The sequence below is a fragment of the Dysgonomonas sp. 520 genome, assembly GCF_010501095.1.
GTDB lineage: Bacteria > Bacteroidota > Bacteroidia > Bacteroidales > Dysgonomonadaceae > QVMP01.
Genome location: NZ_QVMP01000034.1, coordinates 1 through 21,620, shown reverse-complemented (window position 1 = coordinate 21,620; position 21,620 = coordinate 1). Strand labels below are relative to the sequence as shown.

The 21,620-nt window shown below is 36.4% G+C and carries 10 protein-coding genes and 1 CRISPR repeat array (1 of these 11 running past the window's edge); all 10 genes read right to left on the bottom strand.

From position 1 onward, the window contains the following. Window positions 1–292: a CRISPR direct-repeat array (repeat unit 47 nt; unit sequence ACTGTATTTCAATGAACTAAGATACAAAATTGAAAGCTTATCACAAC); it reaches 2,525 nt to the left of the window's first position. A 5,725-nt stretch (window positions 293–6,017) separates the two neighbouring features. The 10 genes from D0T56_RS15480 to D0T56_RS15435 all read right to left on the bottom strand — a co-directional run bounded on the left by D0T56_RS15480 (window position 6,018) and on the right by D0T56_RS15435 (window position 21,302). Next, the gene (locus D0T56_RS15480; protein WP_221412365.1) at window positions 6,018–7,199 is read right to left on the bottom strand and encodes a hypothetical protein; all 1,182 of its coding nucleotides are present in this window, start codon (window positions 7,197–7,199) and stop codon (window positions 6,018–6,020) included. Between the two features lie 29 nt (window positions 7,200–7,228). Beyond that, window positions 7,229–8,842, bottom strand: a complete 1,614-nt coding sequence (locus tag D0T56_RS15475) for a hypothetical protein (RefSeq protein WP_163321076.1) — start codon at window positions 8,840–8,842, stop codon at window positions 7,229–7,231. Window positions 8,843–8,850: 8 nt separating this feature from the next. Next, window positions 8,851–9,585, bottom strand: coding sequence for a hypothetical protein (locus D0T56_RS15470; RefSeq protein ID WP_163321075.1), 735 nt, complete (start codon window positions 9,583–9,585; stop codon window positions 8,851–8,853). 90 nt (window positions 9,586–9,675) lie between these two features. Next, the gene (locus tag D0T56_RS15465) at window positions 9,676–13,140 is read right to left on the bottom strand and encodes a hypothetical protein (protein WP_163321074.1); all 3,465 of its coding nucleotides are present in this window, start codon (window positions 13,138–13,140) and stop codon (window positions 9,676–9,678) included. A gap of 16 nt (window positions 13,141–13,156) precedes the next feature. Then, window positions 13,157–14,701 (bottom strand): hypothetical protein, encoded by a 1,545-nt coding sequence (locus tag D0T56_RS15460; protein WP_163321073.1) that lies wholly within the window; start codon window positions 14,699–14,701, stop codon window positions 13,157–13,159. A gap of 15 nt (window positions 14,702–14,716) precedes the next feature. Further along, entirely contained in the window at window positions 14,717–15,175 is a 459-nt protein-coding gene (locus D0T56_RS15455) for a hypothetical protein (RefSeq protein WP_163321072.1), read from the bottom strand. 52 nt (window positions 15,176–15,227) lie between these two features. Next, complete coding sequence (locus tag D0T56_RS15450; RefSeq protein ID WP_163321071.1) at window positions 15,228–16,649, bottom strand: hypothetical protein; 1,422 nt, start codon at window positions 16,647–16,649, stop codon at window positions 15,228–15,230. 403 nt (window positions 16,650–17,052) lie between these two features. Beyond that, complete coding sequence (locus D0T56_RS15445) at window positions 17,053–18,762, bottom strand: hypothetical protein (protein WP_163321070.1); 1,710 nt, start codon at window positions 18,760–18,762, stop codon at window positions 17,053–17,055. Next, a complete protein-coding gene (locus D0T56_RS15440) occupies window positions 18,755–20,080 on the bottom strand; it encodes a PKD domain-containing protein (RefSeq protein ID WP_163321069.1) in 1,326 nt (441 codons plus the stop codon). The genes D0T56_RS15445 and D0T56_RS15440 overlap by 8 nt, the downstream gene beginning before the upstream one ends. A gap of 232 nt (window positions 20,081–20,312) precedes the next feature. Continuing rightward, complete coding sequence (locus D0T56_RS15435) at window positions 20,313–21,302, bottom strand: hypothetical protein (RefSeq protein WP_163321068.1); 990 nt, start codon at window positions 21,300–21,302, stop codon at window positions 20,313–20,315. Between the last annotated feature and the right edge of the window lie 318 nt (window positions 21,303–21,620).

The following is a 21,620-nucleotide window of genomic DNA, read 5'->3' as shown; positions in this document are numbered from 1 at the left end:
TAGCGGTGAATATTACTGTATTTCAATGAACTAAGATACAAAATTGAAAGCTTATCACAACCAGAGTCGGTTAAATGGCTGAGTGAAAATGACTGTATTTCAATGAACTAAGATACAAAATTGAAAGCTTATCACAACACAGATTGCACCCTTTAATATTTCGGGTATACTGTATTTCAATGAACTAAGATACAAAATTGAAAGCTTATCACAACTAACATCTTCATTTAAATCTTCCTCTTTATACTGTATTTCAATGAACTAAGATACAAAATTGAAAGCTTATCACAACGGAATTGGGCACATTGATACATCAATCATTACTGTATTTCAATGAACTAAGATACAAAATTGAAAGCTTATCACAACACAACGGGTTGCGAGGCTCACAGTTCAACAACTGTATTTCAATGAACTAAGATACAAAATTGAAAGCTTATCACAACGGATTATCGCTCTTTATTCGTTCCATAACTACTGTATTTCAATGAACTAAGATACAAAATTGAAAGCTTATCACAACTTATGAAACAAGACCCTGAAAGCCTATCGACTGTATTTCAATGAACTAAGATACAAAATTGAAAGCTTATCACAACCGTCAATGTTATGGTCGAATCAGCTTTTGCACTGTATTTCAATGAACTAAGATACAAAATTGAAAGCTTATCACAACACATTCGCTCTGTTTCATTTGGGCGGGAAAACTGTATTTCAATGAACTAAGATACAAAATTGAAAGCTTATCACAACAGTTGTATTCGCATTCAGGTAAATCATTTGACTGTATTTCAATGAACTAAGATACAAAATTGAAAGCTTATCACAACATACCATTTGCCATTATTATAGTCATATCTACTGTATTTCAATGAACTAAGATACAAAATTGAAAGCTTATCACAACGAAGGATGAAGCGTATATCCAGTCTTTCAGACTGTATTTCAATGAACTAAGATACAAAATTGAAAGCTTATCACAACAATCTCTCATTGATTACATTACAAATATAACTGTATTTCAATGAACTAAGATACAAAATTGAAAGCTTATCACAACAGATTTTCCTTGCGAGCTGCTTCATTATACACTGTATTTCAATGAACTAAGATACAAAATTGAAAGCTTATCACAACACCATACGTAATCAAATCCGAACGAAAACTACTGTATTTCAATGAACTAAGATACAAAATTGAAAGCTTATCACAACATTATCAAACAAAATGATAACGCAAGGTAAACTGTATTTCAATGAACTAAGATACAAAATTGAAAGCTTATCACAACGGAATTGGGCACATTGATACATCAATCATTACTGTATTTCAATGAACTAAGATACAAAATTGAAAGCTTATCACAACAGATTCTTTCTTTGGCTTCATTGAACATAAACTGTATTTCAATGAACTAAGATACAAAATTGAAAGCTTATCACAACAGATCATATGTGCTTAGATCACCCTCTGTACTGTATTTCAATGAACTAAGATACAAAATTGAAAGCTTATCACAACAAATATTCGCTGTTGGCTCATCATATTCAAACTGTATTTCAATGAACTAAGATACAAAATTGAAAGCTTATCACAACAGATTCTTTCTTTGGCTTCATTGAACATAAACTGTATTTCAATGAACTAAGATACAAAATTGAAAGCTTATCACAACAGATCATATGTGCTTAGATCACCCTCTGTACTGTATTTCAATGAACTAAGATACAAAATTGAAAGCTTATCACAACAAATATTCGCTGTTGGCTCATCATATTCAAACTGTATTTCAATGAACTAAGATACAAAATTGAAAGCTTATCACAACAGATTCTTTCTTTGGCTTCATTGAACATAAACTGTATTTCAATGAACTAAGATACAAAATTGAAAGCTTATCACAACAGATCATATGTGCTTAGATCACCCTCTGTACTGTATTTCAATGAACTAAGATACAAAATTGAAAGCTTATCACAACAAATATTCGCTGTTGGCTCATCATATTCAAACTGTATTTCAATGAACTAAGATACAAAATTGAAAGCTTATCACAACCATTAGCTATCCATATATCTTCCGTACGCCACTGTATTTCAATGAACTAAGATACAAAATTGAAAGCTTATCACAACAGATATCAAGGTGTAATCCCCAGTACTGTTACTGTATTTCAATGAACTAAGATACAAAATTGAAAGCTTATCACAACTGCTGGTCAAGGTTTTGTTGACAAAGGTTTACTGTATTTCAATGAACTAAGATACAAAATTGAAAGCTTATCACAACTAAAAACACAATATAAGAATTTGCAATTAGACTGTATTTCAATGAACTAAGATACAAAATTGAAAGCTTATCACAACCTATTTTAAATTCATTAAATTTTGGATTACACTGTATTTCAATGAACTAAGATACAAAATTGAAAGCTTATCACAACTATATCAAATACAAACAAAGGGGGTGCACACTGTATTTCAATGAACTAAGATACAAAATTGAAAGCTTATCACAACGGAATCTAAACTTATCAAATATAAAGAATTACTGTATTTCAATGAACTAAGATACAAAATTGAAAGCTTATCACAACTAATGGAGGTATCTTAAAGTTCGCCCAGAACTGTATTTCAATGAACTAAGATACAAAATTGAAAGCTTATCACAACAACACACCTTCATCAAACCAATACCATGTAACTGTATTTCAATGAACTAAGATACAAAATTGAAAGCTTATCACAACGCGACTACCTGAGGTAAATCTACAAGTGTTACTGTATTTCAATGAACTAAGATACAAAATTGAAAGCTTATCACAACTCAATTATCGCTTGCTGTGAAGATTCTATACTGTATTTCAATGAACTAAGATACAAAATTGAAAGCTTATCACAACCGGATATGGCATACAATCAACGCAATTTATACTGTATTTCAATGAACTAAGATACAAAATTGAAAGCTTATCACAACCAAATCCATCAGCTTTGGATGAATCCATAGACTGTATTTCAATGAACTAAGATACAAAATTGAAAGCTTATCACAACCGGACGTATGCAGTTAATAAGTGTTAAACGACTGTATTTCAATGAACTAAGATACAAAATTGAAAGCTTATCACAACAGTTTAGTGATTGGAATAATGTTTATTGGACTGTATTTCAATGAACTAAGATACAAAATTGAAAGCTTATCACAACAGTGGGTTATTCACCCACTTTATATCTTTAACTGTATTTCAATGAACTAAGATACAAAATTGAAAGCTTATCACAACATATTGATGCAGATGGTAAATTTGCAGGTAACTGTATTTCAATGAACTAAGATACAAAATTGAAAGCTTATCACAACACCTTCTGTGTCACCGATAACAACAGTAGAACTGTATTTCAATGAACTAAGATACAAAATTGAAAGCTTATCACAACACTATGTTATCAATAATGATGATAGTTATTACTGTATTTCAATGAACTAAGATACAAAATTGAAAGCTTATCACAACTGCAAGTTACAGCGAAATTGGACGGTACCAACTGTATTTCAATGAACTAAGATACAAAATTGAAAGCTTATCACAACAGGCGGTAACCGGAAGTTTGACTGGGAACTACTGTATTTCAATGAACTAAGATACAAAATTGAAAGCTTATCACAACGAAGATAGATATAATGGACTATCCAAGATAACTGTATTTCAATGAACTAAGATACAAAATTGAAAGCTTATCACAACGTTTCAACCTTCAACAAACAAAATATTGCAACTGTATTTCAATGAACTAAGATACAAAATTGAAAGCTTATCACAACTTAATTTATTAAATTCAAAATTTTCAAGTTACTGTATTTCAATGAACTAAGATACAAAATTGAAAGCTTATCACAACTGGAATTTAACAAAGATGTTATTATTGAAACTGTATTTCAATGAACTAAGATACAAAATTGAAAGCTTATCACAACTTGGTTTTATTCCTGAAAATCTACGAAGTTACTGTATTTCAATGAACTAAGATACAAAATTGAAAGCTTATCACAACAGATGTTTGGACTAATAACTTTATGTTATTACTGTATTTCAATGAACTAAGATACAAAATTGAAAGCTTATCACAACTGTATGGCATAACCACCCCAAGTGCCTAAAACTGTATTTCAATGAACTAAGATACAAAATTGAAAGCTTATCACAACTCTTAGCCATTACCTTGTGAGTTTAATGCACTGTATTTCAATGAACTAAGATACAAAATTGAAAGCTTATCACAACAAGATAGGATAAAGGACACTATCGAGGACGACTGTATTTCAATGAACTAAGATACAAAATTGAAAGCTTATCACAACGACAATGAACGCACCGCATGATTGTTAATTACTGTATTTCAATGAACTAAGATACAAAATTGAAAGCTTATCACAACTGATAGTGTATTATAGTTGAAATCTTGATTACTGTATTTCAATGAACTAAGATACAAAATTGAAAGCTTATCACAACCAGTAGGGGAGCATACTCCAATGTCAACAAACTGTATTTCAATGAACTAAGATACAAAATTGAAAGCTTATCACAACATTTGAAAAAACACCATATTTTGATTCTCAACTGTATTTCAATGAACTAAGATACAAAATTGAAAGCTTATCACAACAGACTCCAATCCTCCAATTCTATCAGTTTCACTGTATTTCAATGAACTAAGATACAAAATTGAAAGCTTATCACAACTATGCTGATGTTATACAGAATTTTAAAGAAACTGTATTTCAATGAACTAAGATACAAAATTGAAAGCTTATCACAACCAGGATCAGCCATCACTTTCATAATGAGTTACTGTATTTCAATGAACTAAGATACAAAATTGAAAGCTTATCACAACTCCGATTGGAAAGGGCGCTACCTCTTTTATACTGTATTTCAATGAACTAAGATACAAAATTGAAAGCTTATCACAACATGACCTCCTCCATCATTAGGCTGCTAATCACTGTATTTCAATGAACTAAGATACAAAATTGAAAGCTTATCACAACGGCGGAACTTGCGACGTTTGGTCGTGCCCGACTGTATTTCAATGAACTAAGATACAAAATTGAAAGCTTATCACAACAGGCACAAGAATGTGCATTAACTGGATTGAACTGTATTTCAATGAACTAAGATACAAAATTGAAAGCTTATCACAACATTATTTTTATAATAAATTTCAAAATTTCTACTGTATTTCAATGAACTAAGATACAAAATTGAAAGCTTATCACAACACATCGCAATCTTGTGCAAGTTCTCCGCGAACTGTATTTCAATGAACTAAGATACAAAATTGAAAGCTTATCACAACGCAGTCTTTAAGCGCGATTTAAGGAATTACACTGTATTTCAATGAACTAAGATACAAAATTGAAAGCTTATCACAACACTCGCCGCTAAAGAATCCATGAGGTTTTTACTGTATTTCAATGAACTAAGATACAAAATTGAAAGCTTATCACAACGTCGCGGGCTATTTTTAAGAGGCGTTTATAACTGTATTTCAATGAACTAAGATACAAAATTGAAAGCTTATCACAACATATAAGTGTAAAAATGGAATCGAAATACAACTGTATTTCAATGAACTAAGATACAAAATTGAAAGCTTATCACAACCCGTATGCGTATTGTAGCCTCTTTTATCGCACTGTATTTCAATGAACTAAGATACAAAATTGAAAGCTTATCACAACCAACTGCTTTGCTTTGGTTGCCATATCTATACTGTATTTCAATGAACTAAGATACAAAATTGAAAGCTTATCACAACTCAAGATTACAGACCTCAGAGCTGAAAGGTACTGTATTTCAATGAACTAAGATACAAAATTGAAAGCTTATCACAACCAAGAAGAGTTTATGAAATTGTAAAGGGGACTGTATTTCAATGAACTAAGATACAAAATTGAAAGCTTATCACAACACAGCGTATACAGTGCAAATTGGCACTCCAAAAAGAGACTTACTTTTTCTTTTTTTTGTTTTTCGCAATCTTTTCTTCAACCTTCTTTTTCACTTTAGAGTCAGTTGCCAAATTCATTATTCTGTCATAGTCCGATTGTGTAGAAGATTTATTTAATCGATCAGCATATGTCAACGCCAATTTGTCGGCCATCTCGGCATAATGTCTACTTTCCGGATATTGTTCTACAAAGCTAAGCCAATCTTTCTCGTTTTTCGACTTTTTTATCTTGTCATACTTTATTTCTGCCTGACAGTCTTTATAGATTACCTCCGCATCTTTCAACAATGGTACATATTTTTTTATTTCATCATATTGTGCTATTGCACTTTTGTAGTTCTTTTTTTCATAGTGAAGCTTACTCAAATCATAATATTTCTTATACCTCACTTGACGTATCATTAATATGCCTTCGCCAATATATTGTTTACAGTCCGTCTCAGAAACGGAGGTTGTATACTCCTGTACTGCTTTCATATCGCCACTTTCCGATATCTTTTTCCAATATATGTCATCTCTTTTGCGACATATTATCTGATCAGCCTGCATTTTATATTTTTGCAATTTGGAAGAAGACAAATATGCGATGTATTGCTCAAGGGAATCGTCACTAATGGTACGTTGCCACAAAGCTTCTTCATCTATGCTATCCACTTCTTGTTTTGCTGTTTTCACATAGATACCTTCCGGATATTGCGCTAGGTAATTTTCGTATGCCTCTTTGCTTTTTTGGGATAATACTTTTTCCCACATTTCGTTTTCTGCTTTTCTAGCTTCCTGTTCTTTCTCTCTTCGTACTGATATTCCCTCCAATTTATCAGAGCAATCTCTTATTCTCCGCTGAGCAATAACATCTGTCTTATTTTGACTGACAAGCTTCTTAAAAAGCGACTGCGCCTCCTTGTAACCTGTTTCTGATCCTATTTTAAATTTAGCCTCAGCCCTATTATACAGTTTCTCTGCCTCTTCCGATTTATAGATTTTTTTTTCAACATTCAGTCGTTTTGCTGCTCCTTTGCCCACATTTTCTTTATCCATGATGACAAGAGCTGCACGATATTTTTTTGTGGCAACACTGTACCTTCCTGTAGCATAGGCATTGTTCCCCTCTGAAACATATTCATCAGACTGTGCATTAACACCAATACTCACCAACAAGAGGAGAAAGCATATAAATTTCACTTGCATGTATTCTTAATTTAAAGGCAAAATTATTGCTTTATCCATTTTTCTTTCAATTCCAATAGCTCTGGATGCTCCGGATTTAATTCCAATAAGCGAAACAATTCCTTTTCTGTTGACTCCTTAAACTTTCCATTATCTGCGTCCAGACTAGCCTTGATAATAACTATTGTATTTTCTATATCGTTTTCTATAGCCGAAGTCACAGCCTCCAACCCCGATTCATATTTCGATTTAACAAGAAATGATGTCATCTGAGGCGAATAACTACTGTAAGCATCAATATATGCTTCTTTGGCATCGTCATACAAGCTCTCTGCTATCAAGCCTTCTGCCATTCGGCATTTCTCATCGAAAGCTGAAATTCCGTTAGCTGTGTTTATTACAATCACAGACATAAAAATAAGCGTAAATGATATGAAAAGAGCTTTTACTCCTACTATTATATTATCTTTCTTGTTTACCAAATATTTTTTCAGATAGTTATTTTTCTCACTCTCCGCCCATTTTTTTATTCCAAAACCTTCACCGGCCAAACTTTCCAATTTGTCACTTATTTCTTTAAGCTCTGTTTCGGACTGTTCACTGTAATAACCCGAACGTTTGAATATGAGGAGGAATTTGCCTTGTTGCAATTTTTCTTTCAGGTTTCTCAAGTATTCGGCTTGAAGCGTTTCCACCAAAGCTTGTTTTTCCTCATTCTCCTTTTTTTTGATGGCGGCTTGTATTTCTACAGGAATATTTGATTGCCAATCGGAACTGGAGAATACAGGAGTGGCAGTGCGTCTATACTGCTTGTCCAATAGTTCTATTGTGAGATTGAGAACATAAGAACTTACTTTACACTGATTACAGCTATAATCTACAAGCAGACTATAAACCTTGGTTATTTCATCAACCTGATCTATTGTCTTTTTTATATTTTCAATAAACTTGAGCGCATAGGCTTTAGAGAATGATTGGGGCTTGGATTTTATATTTGCTAACTCGTTGATATTAGTATCAACTATGGTGTATATGTCAGGGGCATGATAATACCATATTCCATTTATAGGCTGTGTTTTAAACTTATAATCTATCTGATACCCAATAGATTGAATAGACTTAGGCAACTCCTTAGGGATAAATTTCTCACCATCGCGATATACATTGAACTCAAAACCCGAATTACTATTCACATTCCATGGTGTGGTGATAGCCTCTAGTATATCCCCCGCTTTCAATGTACTGCGGTTGGTATCTACTACCCTAAACTGTCCTTCCCCAATACATAACAAGCTGATATAGGCTCCGGCATCACCTTCTTTGAGATAGACATGCTGAAATACTGGTATTGTTTTAGGAGCCAGACTTCCTTGTTTAGGCTCTTGCGCTGGTTCGAAATTTGTGGTTTCCTGCACCCGCTTGCGAAACCTTTCGATGAGTTCCAATACTCTGGTTGTTCGCTCATCGGCTCCGATTCCGAAGAAATTACAACATTCGTTTTCAATTTGCCTAAGGGTAGCATTGGTTGGGACAGGCTTTACAGGTTCAAATTTTCTCAATTGAGTATTGAATTCCATCCCGTCTTTGAACAGTGTTTTTCGAATATACCGAGCGATGTAACTGTCAAGATTACTTTCTATATCAAACAAATCAGCCATGATGTATATTATTCACACACAAATTCTATTTCCACTATGTTATCAGGATCTATCACCCATTCGCCACCTTTGTTCAGCAGCTTACCACTCTTTTTGGTACGAGCCGCAATAATGGTACCCGATGGAGCAACAGCACATTTCACAATATCTTTTATCTTAGCCCATTGCTCACCATACACCGATGGTTGCACATCTGCCAATTTGTATAATGCTTGGGTTGAAGACAGTTTCTCAATTTCCCAGATCATCCATCCATCATTTTCTGTACTACTCAGGTTGAAGCACTTGTCCTGAGGGCGATAATTGGCGAAGAAAATTTCTTTTTTGGCTTCCGATTTTTCTTTTGGCTGCTCAATAATCCTCTCGGTTTCTTCATCCTTTTTCTCTTCTTTTGGCCGGGATATGGGTTGTGGCAGAAGATGTAATCCTTCTAATTTTTCTTCCAAAACTTTTATTTGTGTTTTCAATTTCTTTATATCACTCGAAAGATCATTGTCATCCACCTCTTTTTCCAACTGAGACAATTTATATCGCAGTTTATCATATTTTTTAGACAATAGTATATACACGACCGCTAATCCGGCTAAAAGTATTGCTCCTACAACAGCCAATGTTACAAAAACAAATGTGTTATTCGATCCTACTTTAATGATTTCGTTTGATTGTCCTCCTTCTGCCCCTTGAGCAAAAACACAAAGTGAACAAAAAAGTGTAGCAAAGCTAAGTCCTAATTTATTTTTCATATACTGAATTAATTAAGGCATGATTAAAAAACGGACATGATTATTTCGGAATTCCGGATAATCATGCTTCCGCCTTAATCATTTTTTGTTTTATATATATTGCGACATTTGATATATTGTATCCTTCAGGGTGAGGAAGAAAATCGACGAATCTACAAAACCTTCCGCCCGTCTGCCATTTGCAGTCAAATAACCGTTAAGAGCTTGATCGTAACTTCTCTGGCCACATCGTTTCCATTCATCCTTAGTAAATTTACCATCTTCGATGAATGTGACTCCAGAACCCGACAGTGCTTTTTGCAGGTGTTGGCTATCATATAAGATATCTATAAATTTACTGAAATTATTTGTAACCAAAGTACGCAGTTCGCTTTCGGCAATGTCTTTATTTTTATAGCTCTGTTCCTTTTGGTTACCGGTACCAACTGTGAATATCGGATTATCGGCAAACATTTTGAACACTCCACTACCTGTAATCTGATCACGCAAGACTCCGCCATTAGCGGTCAATTCTTTTGGCTTTTCGGTGCGCTTTATAGTCAGATTGCTTATTCTGTCCTGATGTTTATCGCCAAGAAACGAAAGCATCAAGGCACGTGTGATCTTCTCTATCCTGTCGGTGCTTTGAGCAAACAGACGGATATATTCACTCCCTTTACCCGTAAATGAGATGCAATCGGGAATATCCAGCTCATATTTCTTCAGCAAGTCGCATACATAATATATGATAGATGCATAATGTACCAGAAGGATATTACATATACTATTATTATGAGCTAATATATTGGTATATCCCAAGCGTTTATCATATTTGAAAAGTATGCTGGAAGCATCGTCCGACGAATTTTTGACACAGTTCTTAATCAAATCTTCGAAGCCTGCCGGTGGATTTTGTCCCAACAAATTAAGCGCATGCTTTACAATGCCATTGCTTACCCCATTGCTGTTCCTTGCTCCATTACCCCAAATATCATTTCCTGCAAACATTATTGATGAAATATACCCCAGATTGTCAATACTTCCCCGACATTTAAAGTAGAAAATATCGGTAGTACCGCCACCTATATCAATATTCAGTATATTGTCGGTTTCAGTAACATCGGCAGAATTTCCGGTAACTAATGCATAATATGGGGCTACAGCCTCATCAATATCATTCATCTCTATCGTATTGCGGCTAAACCCTCTCAAGAGTGTATCTACGGCCGTCTTCCATGCATTATGGAATAATATCTTCTGATTATCAACCATACATGATGGAGTGAAGTAGAGCAAGCGGCATTGCACTGTTTCATTCATTAACAGTTTGTTACGTATCATCCAGATTGTCTGCATACAATACGCTTCCACACGGCTTTTAGCCTTCAAATCTCCTGCCTTTTGTTGATATGCCCATTTCAAATCGGTCTGATAATGATACACCTGCTCGTTATAATCCATCATTTCATCCTCAATCATATACCCGATATTGATACCTGAAAACAGATGATCGCCCGCATTGTAACTCTTGCCTTCTAGAGATGCCGTTTTCACCGGATATTCTACCTTTTCAGGTACAAACTCTCGTGAGAAGCGATTTATGGTCAGCTCGGAAACGTGCTCTATATTCTGCGGCAAAGTCATCATTTGATCTTCTATAACCAATGGCTGCGGATCCGCACCTCCCTTTGATGAATAGGCGATATGCGTATTGGATGTTCCGAAGTCAACTCCAAATATAAAGTCCTTATTACTTGACCCTAATTCTATATCTTTACCCCAATTAGGAATAATCAAAGTTTTGTAGCCTGTGTTGTCGAAAGTAAGTTCTATCAGATCGAAACTATAAGATTTCTTCTCCAACTCTTGATTGATTTCCAGTCCTATATTATTCAAATCGTAATAGAGCGACCGGGCTGCATCATTTGTTCTCTCCTTTGGAGAAACATCGATAGGCTTATCTTGTGCTATTGATTTGAACGGATAGAACGAAAGGTTCTGCACACGGGGCGAGTTGGCTGATGTAAATTCAGTAAACTGCACTTCATACTGATTTTTAGGCTCGTCCCATATTGTTTTGTTCTCATCTTCAACCACACGATAAGACGGAAAAATGGAAAGATCCATCATTGAACGGCTATCTGTTTGATACTTAATAACCGGATATTCACTATCTTTCTTGTATGTGCGAACAAACGGAATAAAGCAATCTTTGCCTGCATTTCCGTTGATTGGTATATTGAGTGTTACCTTTATTTCTTCGTTTTTATACAATTCTTCCACCACCATCTGTTTTTTCAGATCTTCCATCGTAAAAAACAAGAAATATTCTTTGCGAACAGGCAACAGATAGCGGGCACAATCTTTTTTGGTTTGCACATATTCTTTAGTGCAAGTAGCGAACTTTTTATCGTTTATGTCATAGTCTAGATTGACAATGGCTTCTTCAAGAAAGTCGTTGATATAAACAAACGGATATACATTTTCTGATCGTGTTTGCTTGCCGTTTATCGGCAGTTTACGTTGCGCTATGCCCAAATGACGAGATGGGTCTACAGCTGTAAGATGACTCCACTTATCTTTCAGGTAAATATATTCTGTTCCTTCATTCTGGCACAAAACTAATGGAGCGGAAGGATGCACATCTTTCTTTCCATCACTATCATCAGCTTCCATCAAAAAGGCTTCATAACCGGGCAAATTTTTATAAAAATTTACTTCTGGGTTTACCTTCATCTTCAAGCCGCTTTTGCTGGTATCGACCGGCGAATTGTTGAAAAACAATTTACCATCAGTGCCTGCCACCGGCATAAATATAGAGTTGAGATTACGAGCCATATCGGCATTTCTGTTTTCTCCCGTAACTGCTAGTATATAGCGTCTGAAACTATTATCTTCAAGCGAACCAACCAACGACAAAAGATATTTGCGAAAAATATCGTTACGTTCTTTTACCAGAAAAGGCACTTCTTCTTCGGCATTAAAAAGCATCCGTCCATCTTCACTCACAAAGTCATCTCTGAAGTCACTACTTTTGATGTGATTCCAAAGATTGGGAGATGTATAAGTCATTGTTTTAGGCGAATACCCTCCCAAAGTAATACCTTTATAAGAGAATATGAACATGCGCCCCAAACGCCCATAATCGTTACCCTCTTTGTCGCCCCGGATATCGAATGCCGTAGTAAGTGCATCTGCCAAAATGCGATGGCCCTCGATCTTAGAATCGGCAAGTTCCCTTATTTTTTCTCTGATTCCCCACGATTCGACTTTAATATCACCGGTACCTCCTTTTTCGAACAAAAATTGCAGAAGGTCTAAACTCTCCGAAACTATTTTTTTGTAACTAATATCAATTTTTTTGTTGGAAGTAAGCAAATCGTATGCCGTATTGAACAACTCAATACGAGCCAAAGGTGTTGGTATAGAAGTCCCTATCTTTCCTTTATTGCTGATGCTATTGTCCGGGATATCCTTTATCACTTCCGGCGAATTGTACGTAGCATTGTTATTTACCCAACCAAATCCAGCGACCTCGCCTGCTGCATTTGCTTCATGTATAACGAATTTACCCATATTCTTTGTCCTTCTTTTATTTTTTACTTGCTAGTTCAAGACATGCGTCAGATACAATATTGATAAATACCGATTGTTTGGATGCCTTTTTTTCCTTGTCTTTTTTCATTCGTTCTTCCGCATTCTTGTCGTATCGGGCAATCAAATTATCTTTGGTGTTACCGGTGATAGAGTTACTTCCTGTTTTTACCATTGAGGTATAATCGTGTTTATCATCCAAATAGAATGGAGAAAATCCCATCGCACTTAGTTCTCTCAACCACGACTCGTAAGAGAAATCAAATTCTTCCAGATTCTTCATAAACAAGAAATTTTCTAAATTACTCTTGAATGCCCGGAACGAATCGTTAAGGTCGTCTTTGAAACAATACTTATAATATACTTTTGCACTACCAAACAAACCGGAAGAATCGTCTGCCGATTTACCCTTCGAATTAGACAAAATATTAGAACGGTAATGATTCCAAAAGTATCCAAATCCTTTAAACGGGTATAGGTAGCGTTTCAGCATTTGAATCTCATCACCGGCAAAGACATTCAATGTATAGTTAGAATCTTCCTGTGAATTATATATATAACAGTCGGGAGAATCATTATCCATAGATATTTCGGGGCGTGAACCAAACTCTATAATACTCATTGCCGATAACAAGTCAACCACATGAGCCTCATTTTTTTGTCCTTCTCCCCCATCATTATTTTCAATTTTTTCGGTACCCGACAATCCTATATAGTATATTTCCTGTACCTTTTTGTTGATAGCCGACTCGTAGTAGTACAACGACGCTTTCGTTTTAGAGTAGAACGTTTTGGGATCAATAGTACTGTTAGAATCTTTACTGCTATCTTCTTTCAGGTCGAAGTATGGCAATATCATATTCAACCCCACCGGCACTTTTTTTACGGCTCCGCCCAAATCACGACAACGATTCACAATCTGCGGAATGCCGGTAGCTCCTGTACCGCCAAATATAGAACCCACTACAAAAACACGATCGTTAGCACTCACACTGTTCAGATAGTTCCGCATAATGTCAGTGTCCAACACCTCGTTAAAAATAGCGCTTCCGATATTCGGATTTCCTTTAAAACCTTTCTTTATATTCAGGTTCAGTTCGTTCATGTCCACCTGTCCGTTTTGCCAGTCTTCACGGCTCTTATCGTTCCAATCACTGTAAATTGTGGTCAGGAATTTTTTCGACAAGTTGTCCATATCTTCAAAGCCGATCTTGTTGGCAAATGTTTTTTCACCACCAGGAATAGTAACAAAGAAAGATCCCTTTGAAGCTCCAACCTCACCTACGGATGATACTTTTGTCGAGAAAAATCCTGAAAGATCTTCATCAAGGTCGTTCTTATATGCCGACCGGTGTATTTCCCTGTAAGTTTCCAGTGCATCTAGAGCCCTCACCAAGTCGGCGTTCTCTTTGTCATAATCTATCATTATCGGCACTATTTCATCGCATACCGAGGGTTTCACTCCTGAGGCAAGCAGCATCATCAACGAACGCAAAACCCGAGCACCCGATCCCCCTATAAATATTGTATATATCTTAGCCATATTATGTTAGATAAATTAGAAAGGAATATTAAATCCACGCGACTTCAACCGGCAGATAAAAGATAATGCAAAGAACAACACGATGGAGTAAATTGCATTTTGTATGCCAAACATCCACATATCCAGAGTTCCACTGGTTAATACATTTAGCATGGCTGGAGCCTCATCAATATAGCCGTTGGCTGTTGCATAATCGATGATCCCGGATTTAGCCACAAAGAAGCAAGAGAACAGTACTACGACAATGTTTATAACCAAGAACAGCAACCAATTAAGCCTGCTCATTGGTATATTTTTGAATATTCGGGGAAATAATTGGTAATAAACGGAGCACACAACCAATGATATAGCAATGGCAAGAATAATGCCCAATGCAAAACCGTTGTTGCTCTCATACCACAAACTGTGCGGCATATCCCACGACTCACCGCTTACCCAAGGCGAATCTTTCAGTAGAAAGTATAAAAAGTCCATATAATTAGTGTTTTATTAAGTAATCGAAAGTGATGTTGCAAAGAATGGAATGCTATTGTTTTATTTTGACAGTAAAGTCTATGGCATTCGGCAATTCTGTCTCACCCAAACCCATCAACATCCCCTCTATCATATAATTCAATGCAAAGGTTTTATTTTCTTCAAAGTTTTCTTTATCGTCTTTCTCAAGCGATAATTCTTCATACCAAGTGTTTGGTTCACTGATAAGAGTTACTGTGAGAGAGTTGGGTATTGTCACCAAATAGTCCATTGGCAACAAGATATTTATTTGATATTCACCTGTAGTTGCATTTATCTCCTCCACTGAATCGATATATTCATTACAATTTATAGCTTTCTTACTGCTATGGTCAATAGTGGATAAGCGCAGATTTTTGTTCAAATAAGCAAGATTTTGCATATAGCCGGGCAAATTTGCCAAATCTACACGCAAGCCTATCTCTGCCATTTTTGTCGGTTTTGATTTATAACTGATTAGCTGTTGTGGCTGATTGGCAATATATTCGACTCCTTTGACGGATTTAAACTTGAATGAGGTTACAGGTGATATATATATACCTATAAGCAACTGATGAGTAGGCTTAAATTCTTTTTCCATCCTTGCATTTTTCATTATCAAATTCAGGTTTTCGGGATTGCCCAATGCAAAAATGAAGAAAGGTCGATTTTCTATATTTCTTTTTTCGGTACTATTGCGATAGTCGTAATATACCCCATTGAAAGACGATTGAAAACGATAAACAACAAGCGAAAGCCCTTTTTCGCGTGCTTTCTGGAATGTTTCTCTTATTGTTTGTCTCAGTTCGGGACGATGAATGTAGTTATACTCTTTGTTGCGGGCAACCTCTTCATTTGTTCCGCTCATTATAGCATCAGTGATGAGGAACGAAACCTGATCTTTACCCAAATCTTCTATTATTTTCTCGAAAATATCGGCCAAAGGGGAACTTTTTCCTACAGAAACTCTTCCGTCTGATAAATCTTTTCGAAAACGGATAGGATCTACTTGGGTCAACCCATTGCCTATGTAGTAAGTTTGGATAGCCGTTTTTTCTGTTCCTAAATTATACATATCTATTATTGGTGCAGTGAATTTCAAATTTCCTCCAACAGGAAAATATCCCGCCATGCTGCTCGAATTTTCAAGATATATATTAATCGTATCTATTTTTACAACTTTCCGGATCAGATCTACTGTACTTCCATTTATATTAGGATAATTATCCCAAATGTAGTTGATAAGGTCTTCTTTAGTTTTTACTTTTTGAACAAGAACTGTTCCATTCTTTTGAGCAATATCTAATTTTTCCAACAAGTTCTTCCATTGAGCATCTTTCACATCGTCATTTCTAACGGCAATCTCAAGTGCTTGGTCAAAATCTTTTTGTATATTATTGCTACACCCTAAAGTAAAAAGAACCAATAGACATGAAATGAAAAGCTTATTTCTCATAGTTGTTAAAGTTTATGAAACTACAATGATGAATATTACATTTTAAATTAATTGACTTCTTAATAAAGAGAGTCAAGATTCTCCAATTTTATCCGAAGTACAAATGTAATTTTTTTTTTTGATTTTAAATAATACTAACATACAATCGTTAATATTCAAACAATGAATTCTCCGAAAAAACATTGTTCAACTGAACATGGCAGCTTTACCGGTAAGTGATTCTGATTTCAGTTTCATCTACTTAGAGGCTGTTTAAATCTTCAATATCGAAATTAAAAATACCCTTGTTGCAGAAGTTAAAGAATAAATTTCATAGGCTAGAGAAAAGGCGAATCGATTTGAACCATTCCTTGATATCCGGAGGATGTATCGCTATCAGTATACATCTCAAGCTATCTACCTCTTAAAAACTCATCGCATATCCCACGGTTACCAACGAGGTATTCGTCGTAGGCCTGTTCTTTACCGAACGCCACTGAAAATTATAGGCCAGAGTTATATTATGCCTTTGTATGGGAGAATAACTGCTGTTGAGCCGTGCCATAAACACCTCGTTTTGCTTTTCTCCCTCCAAACTACCTGTGTTGTATGACAGTGATCCCGAAAGATTTACTTTCTTCTTGAACAGACGGCTCGATACACCCAGTGTAGGGCCCCATGTAAGCGTGTTTCCGTTGAGTATCTTGCTATTGTTCAGATTCAATGCACCGTTTAGGGTCAGTCCCGATTTGAGGAATGTCCACGAATAGGAACCTGCGGCATTTATCATCTCGGTCACACTACCTGTATGGTAAACTCCACCCTGTTTATTAGCCGCATCCTGATAAGAGAGATTAATATTCAGATTATGAAGCTGGACTTCACTCTTTCGGGTGACAATATTCAGGTTTAGGTTGGTTGACTGGCTCAATTGGACAAAATTTAGAGTGTCTAATCTATCAAGGCTGTTCTCCTGATTAATCAATTCAAAATTGGAACGCACATTAGTATAGGTCTGAAAGTTGGTATAACTAAGGTTTGCGTTTACACGTTCGCTAAGAGAAGCTGTTATATTGGCCGAACCTACTACTCTTGAAGATGCGTTCGCCTTGTTCTTATCCAGATCGTCGTGTTCATAACCGAGACTTAAACTTACACTCATTTTATTTTTCCAAAAAGATTGGTAAGCATTCACCGTGATGTTTTCCAGATCATTTGTGAAATAATAGGCTCCCAGTGTTCGGTAGCCGGGGTCGATACGTTCATAACCTATACCGAAACGATTGGTTTCCCCCACATAATTCAGTTGTGCCTTGAAAGCCTGATAGTAAACCGACGACATATTGCTGCCCGACCACAGGCCTAACACTCCGCTGCGATTTTCATCAAGCGAGCGTATGTCTGTTGTCAAGAGGCTTAAACCATATTCTCCGCTTATTTCAATAAACTTAACAGGCTTATACAGGATAGAGACACTTCCGGCCAAATTTTCCATTGGTGTAACTCCCAAACTATCGGGGGCAAATGTCAAGGATGAAGCCTTGTCTTTGGCACTGAGCATATTTACCGATATCTGATAATTCTCACTGATTTTTGCGGCTTTCACTCCGTATGCCATACGCTTATAGGTAGGAAGAAAAGCCGGTTGGGCTTCGTCGTATTCCACCGCCTTCTGCAAACGTCCGTACATGGCGGCAAACTCCCAACCATCCGGAGCAAGTTCTACACCCACCCCCGTAAACATGTGCCCGTTGAGGGTATAAGGTGAGAAAACCATAGACACATCTCCAATATGCCCTGTAATCCATTTGTAAGAAGGATGGATACTCAATCGGTTGGGACTGGATGGCAGTTTGTAGGATGTGCCCGAATTGGTAAGGTTGAACGAGAAAGGCAAGTTTATTTGTCCGTACAGGTTAAGGTTGATATTTCCATTCAGATAATAGGTGAAAGGGTCACGCCCCGAAGCTCCATTGCCTGCATTTACGACGGAATTAGCCGAAAAACCACCTGTCAGTTTCAGAGGCTTCCCTTTTCCAAACATATTTTTAATGTCTTCAACATTGAAGCTTTGTGCATTTATACTTATTGTGCAGATCAGCAAGAAAAGTGCCGGTAGAGTTTTTCTAATCATTCTTTTGAATCTTAATGTCTATCGTTATATATGAGTTTCGACCATCACTAACCATATCCTTGATCAGTATAGCGCCTTTTCGTTTATCCTCTGTCTCAAATAACGCCACACGCGGAAGCACTACATTATCAAAGGCTTCATCTCCGTAAATCGCTTCTTTTATTGGTATATTTTTGAGTAAGGCATCGGTAGTCATCCGATTGAAATCATCGACGGATAGGAAGATACTGCCAAGCTCTGTCCGATTGATAAACTTGGTTTTCTGTGCATTTTCAATACCTTTCAATGGTGTATCTGCCAAAGCAACTGGTGAGACAAACCTGTTATATGAGAACTGAGCGTTCAACCCGAAGAAAGCGATATCAACCATAGAACCGTACTTGTCCAGCTCTGCATTACTGATTGCCCTACGCAGTTTGGTGGAATAGAAAACAGCTATGTCCTGAGCGGTATTGATACCCAACCTGATATTCGCATGTGTCCGCAGGTTTGTATTTTCCGATATTGTTATATTCCGTTCTACCGTTTTTGTCTGTTTATTGTTGGTTACTGTCAACTTAACGCTGTAATCTCCTGCTGAGGGGAATAATATCTCTGCATCGGCAGAGGTTGGGTTGGAAATTGTTGCACCCACACACTCCCATCGCAATGATTCCACGCCAATAAGTTCTGTCTCGAAAGTTGCCCTGAGAGGTGCTTCCATATCGTCCTCGTCTTCCGGTGAAGGAACGATTGCGAAATCGGCATACAAAGCCTCTCTTACTTCAATCGTCTGTTCTGCTGTGAAGATGGCACTTCCATTGCCGGCAACCAGCCGGAGGGTGTATGTTCCCGGATCTTTATATGTTACGACCGGAGGGTGTTCGCCTTCAAAAGTAGCAGGTTCAGCTCCTTCAAAAGTCCATAGGTAGGAGGTCGCTCCTGTTGACTGATTTTCAATAACGAACCTTGCCGGAGCATAATTATTTACTTCTTCGGTAGCCGTGAAAGCTGCTGAGACAACATTATCGACTCTCACGGTGTATGTTTTGGAAGTGCGATCGCCATCGTTCCATGCTTCCAGAGTGATGGTGTGTTCGCCGGGAGTGGTAAAAACGACTGTACCCGGCTCTCTCTTGGTAGATGTGGCGGGTTCTCCTCCGTCGAATGTCCAAAGGAAATTGCTTGCACTTCTTGTTTTATTCTCTATGGCGACAGAAAGGGGAGAGGTATAGTTGTCGCTCATGTGTAAGGCGACGTCTATCTCCACAGGTATTGTCTGCTCCTGATGACAGGAACAGAATAGTAGTATAGCTAATATGTATAGTAGTTTTTTCATTTGTTTATAAAGTTTGTTTACTGCAATGCCTTTAATGGATTGCCTTTCTATTCAACGGTTTCAATTGTGTACGGACGGTCTAATTCATTCGTTCTATACGATTTATACATTTCGGATAGAGATATATCTCATTAGATTCGTTGTTCAATTTAGATGGAACATTACCGTCAACAGCCATATCAATAGTGGAAGCAGAAAAAGCATTTTACTTTAAAGATTGCTTTTTGTTTTCTTACTCATTCTTTTCCACTTTCTCCCGTTCTTTTTTTTCTTCTTCCAATCGGCGATATTTTTCCTTAACAAAGTCTCTTGGATGAATCATATCTATATAGAACCGTAGAGGACTATCTGGTGCAAATACCCTTGCCGTTTCCTCTTCCGACATTTTGCGCTTCTCCATCCTACGCTCTGTGATTGATTCTATATTAGTTGGCACGATATAACGCATCTCATAAAATACGCCTTGTTCATCCCCTGTCTTTTCGGGAAAATCGCTGTAATATATAAACTCAATCAGTTCATCTTCCCTACCTTTGGGGGCTCCGATAAGTAAAGGTCCGAATTTGAGCAAAGATTCATTTGCTTTTGTGTATTCATAATCGGGATATTCGGGTCTGGCCTCTCTGATGGCAGATGAAAATTTGGGGTCAAATATAAAAACATTGCGTACACCAAACTGTACACCTCGAAGGTATCCATAGAAATCGACATATTTACTAATCTTAAATTCTCGATAGTCTGCCCACATTACATTACCTGCAAGAAAATAACATTTATCTTCTCGTGAAGAGTAATAGACTAAAAACAGATTGTCATAAGGAAAAAGACTATTGTTGACATCCACATGCATTGTGTCTGTCAATGTCTTATCCCAAGGACGGGTATTTCTGCCGGTTAAGCCATCCCCCTTTTCTATAATATAGAAATCACCATTGAAGCTAACTGTTGTGTTTCCATAAGAACCATATGGAAGAGGTGTAATTTTTATAATAGGTATATAATTGTGGACAAACACATCAGGTAATAAATTGGGAACCATCCAACCTCCATTAGATTTATATTTTACCTCATTGGGTATAGTGGGGTCTTTTAACATACGAAAATATTCCCACCGAGATTCAAATTGAGATCTTATTCTATTTACAACATTGTATGGCAAATTTTGAGAAATAATGTAATTTGCATAAACTAATAAAATTAATAATATTGTAAATCGTTTCATTCTGTTCTTATATTTTTAGTTTAATAATTATACTGCTCTGCACACACACTGGTATGCTCAGGATTATGTCGTTCGTGACCTGCACCGGAGCAATATAATTATTCGGAATCCTTCACTTTCTCCCGTTCTTTTTTTTCTTGGCTAGAAGCAAAAAACAAAATAATAGATTGAATAAAATTAATATTGTTATTTTCATAATTTATCTTCTTCATTAGACATTATATTCAATAAAACTATATATGATTAAAAATCAATGAATTTGCAATTCTAAAATTATGCAGACCGCAAGCAATAATCATGACTAAATCGTCAAAACCA

What these genes read in the sequence shown, in the direction of transcription:
- D0T56_RS15450 (WP_163321071.1), bottom strand. Translation starts at nt 16,649, where the DNA reads ATGAGAAATAAGCTTTTCATTTCATGTCTATTGGTTCTTTTTACTTTA.
- D0T56_RS15470 (WP_163321075.1), bottom strand. Translation starts at nt 9,585, where the DNA reads ATGAAAAATAAATTAGGACTTAGCTTTGCTACACTTTTTTGTTCACTT.
- D0T56_RS15435 (WP_163321068.1), bottom strand. Translation starts at nt 21,302, where the DNA reads ATGAAACGATTTACAATATTATTAATTTTATTAGTTTATGCAAATTAC.
- D0T56_RS15460 (WP_163321073.1), bottom strand. Translation starts at nt 14,701, where the DNA reads ATGGCTAAGATATATACAATATTTATAGGGGGATCGGGTGCTCGGGTT.
- D0T56_RS15475 (WP_163321076.1), bottom strand. Translation starts at nt 8,842, where the DNA reads ATGGCTGATTTGTTTGATATAGAAAGTAATCTTGACAGTTACATCGCT.
- D0T56_RS15465 (WP_163321074.1), bottom strand. Translation starts at nt 13,140, where the DNA reads ATGGGTAAATTCGTTATACATGAAGCAAATGCAGCAGGCGAGGTCGCT.
- D0T56_RS15455 (WP_163321072.1), bottom strand. Translation starts at nt 15,175, where the DNA reads ATGGACTTTTTATACTTTCTACTGAAAGATTCGCCTTGGGTAAGCGGT.
- D0T56_RS15445 (WP_163321070.1), bottom strand. Translation starts at nt 18,762, where the DNA reads ATGATTAGAAAAACTCTACCGGCACTTTTCTTGCTGATCTGCACAATA.
- D0T56_RS15440 (WP_163321069.1), bottom strand. Translation starts at nt 20,080, where the DNA reads ATGAAAAAACTACTATACATATTAGCTATACTACTATTCTGTTCCTGT.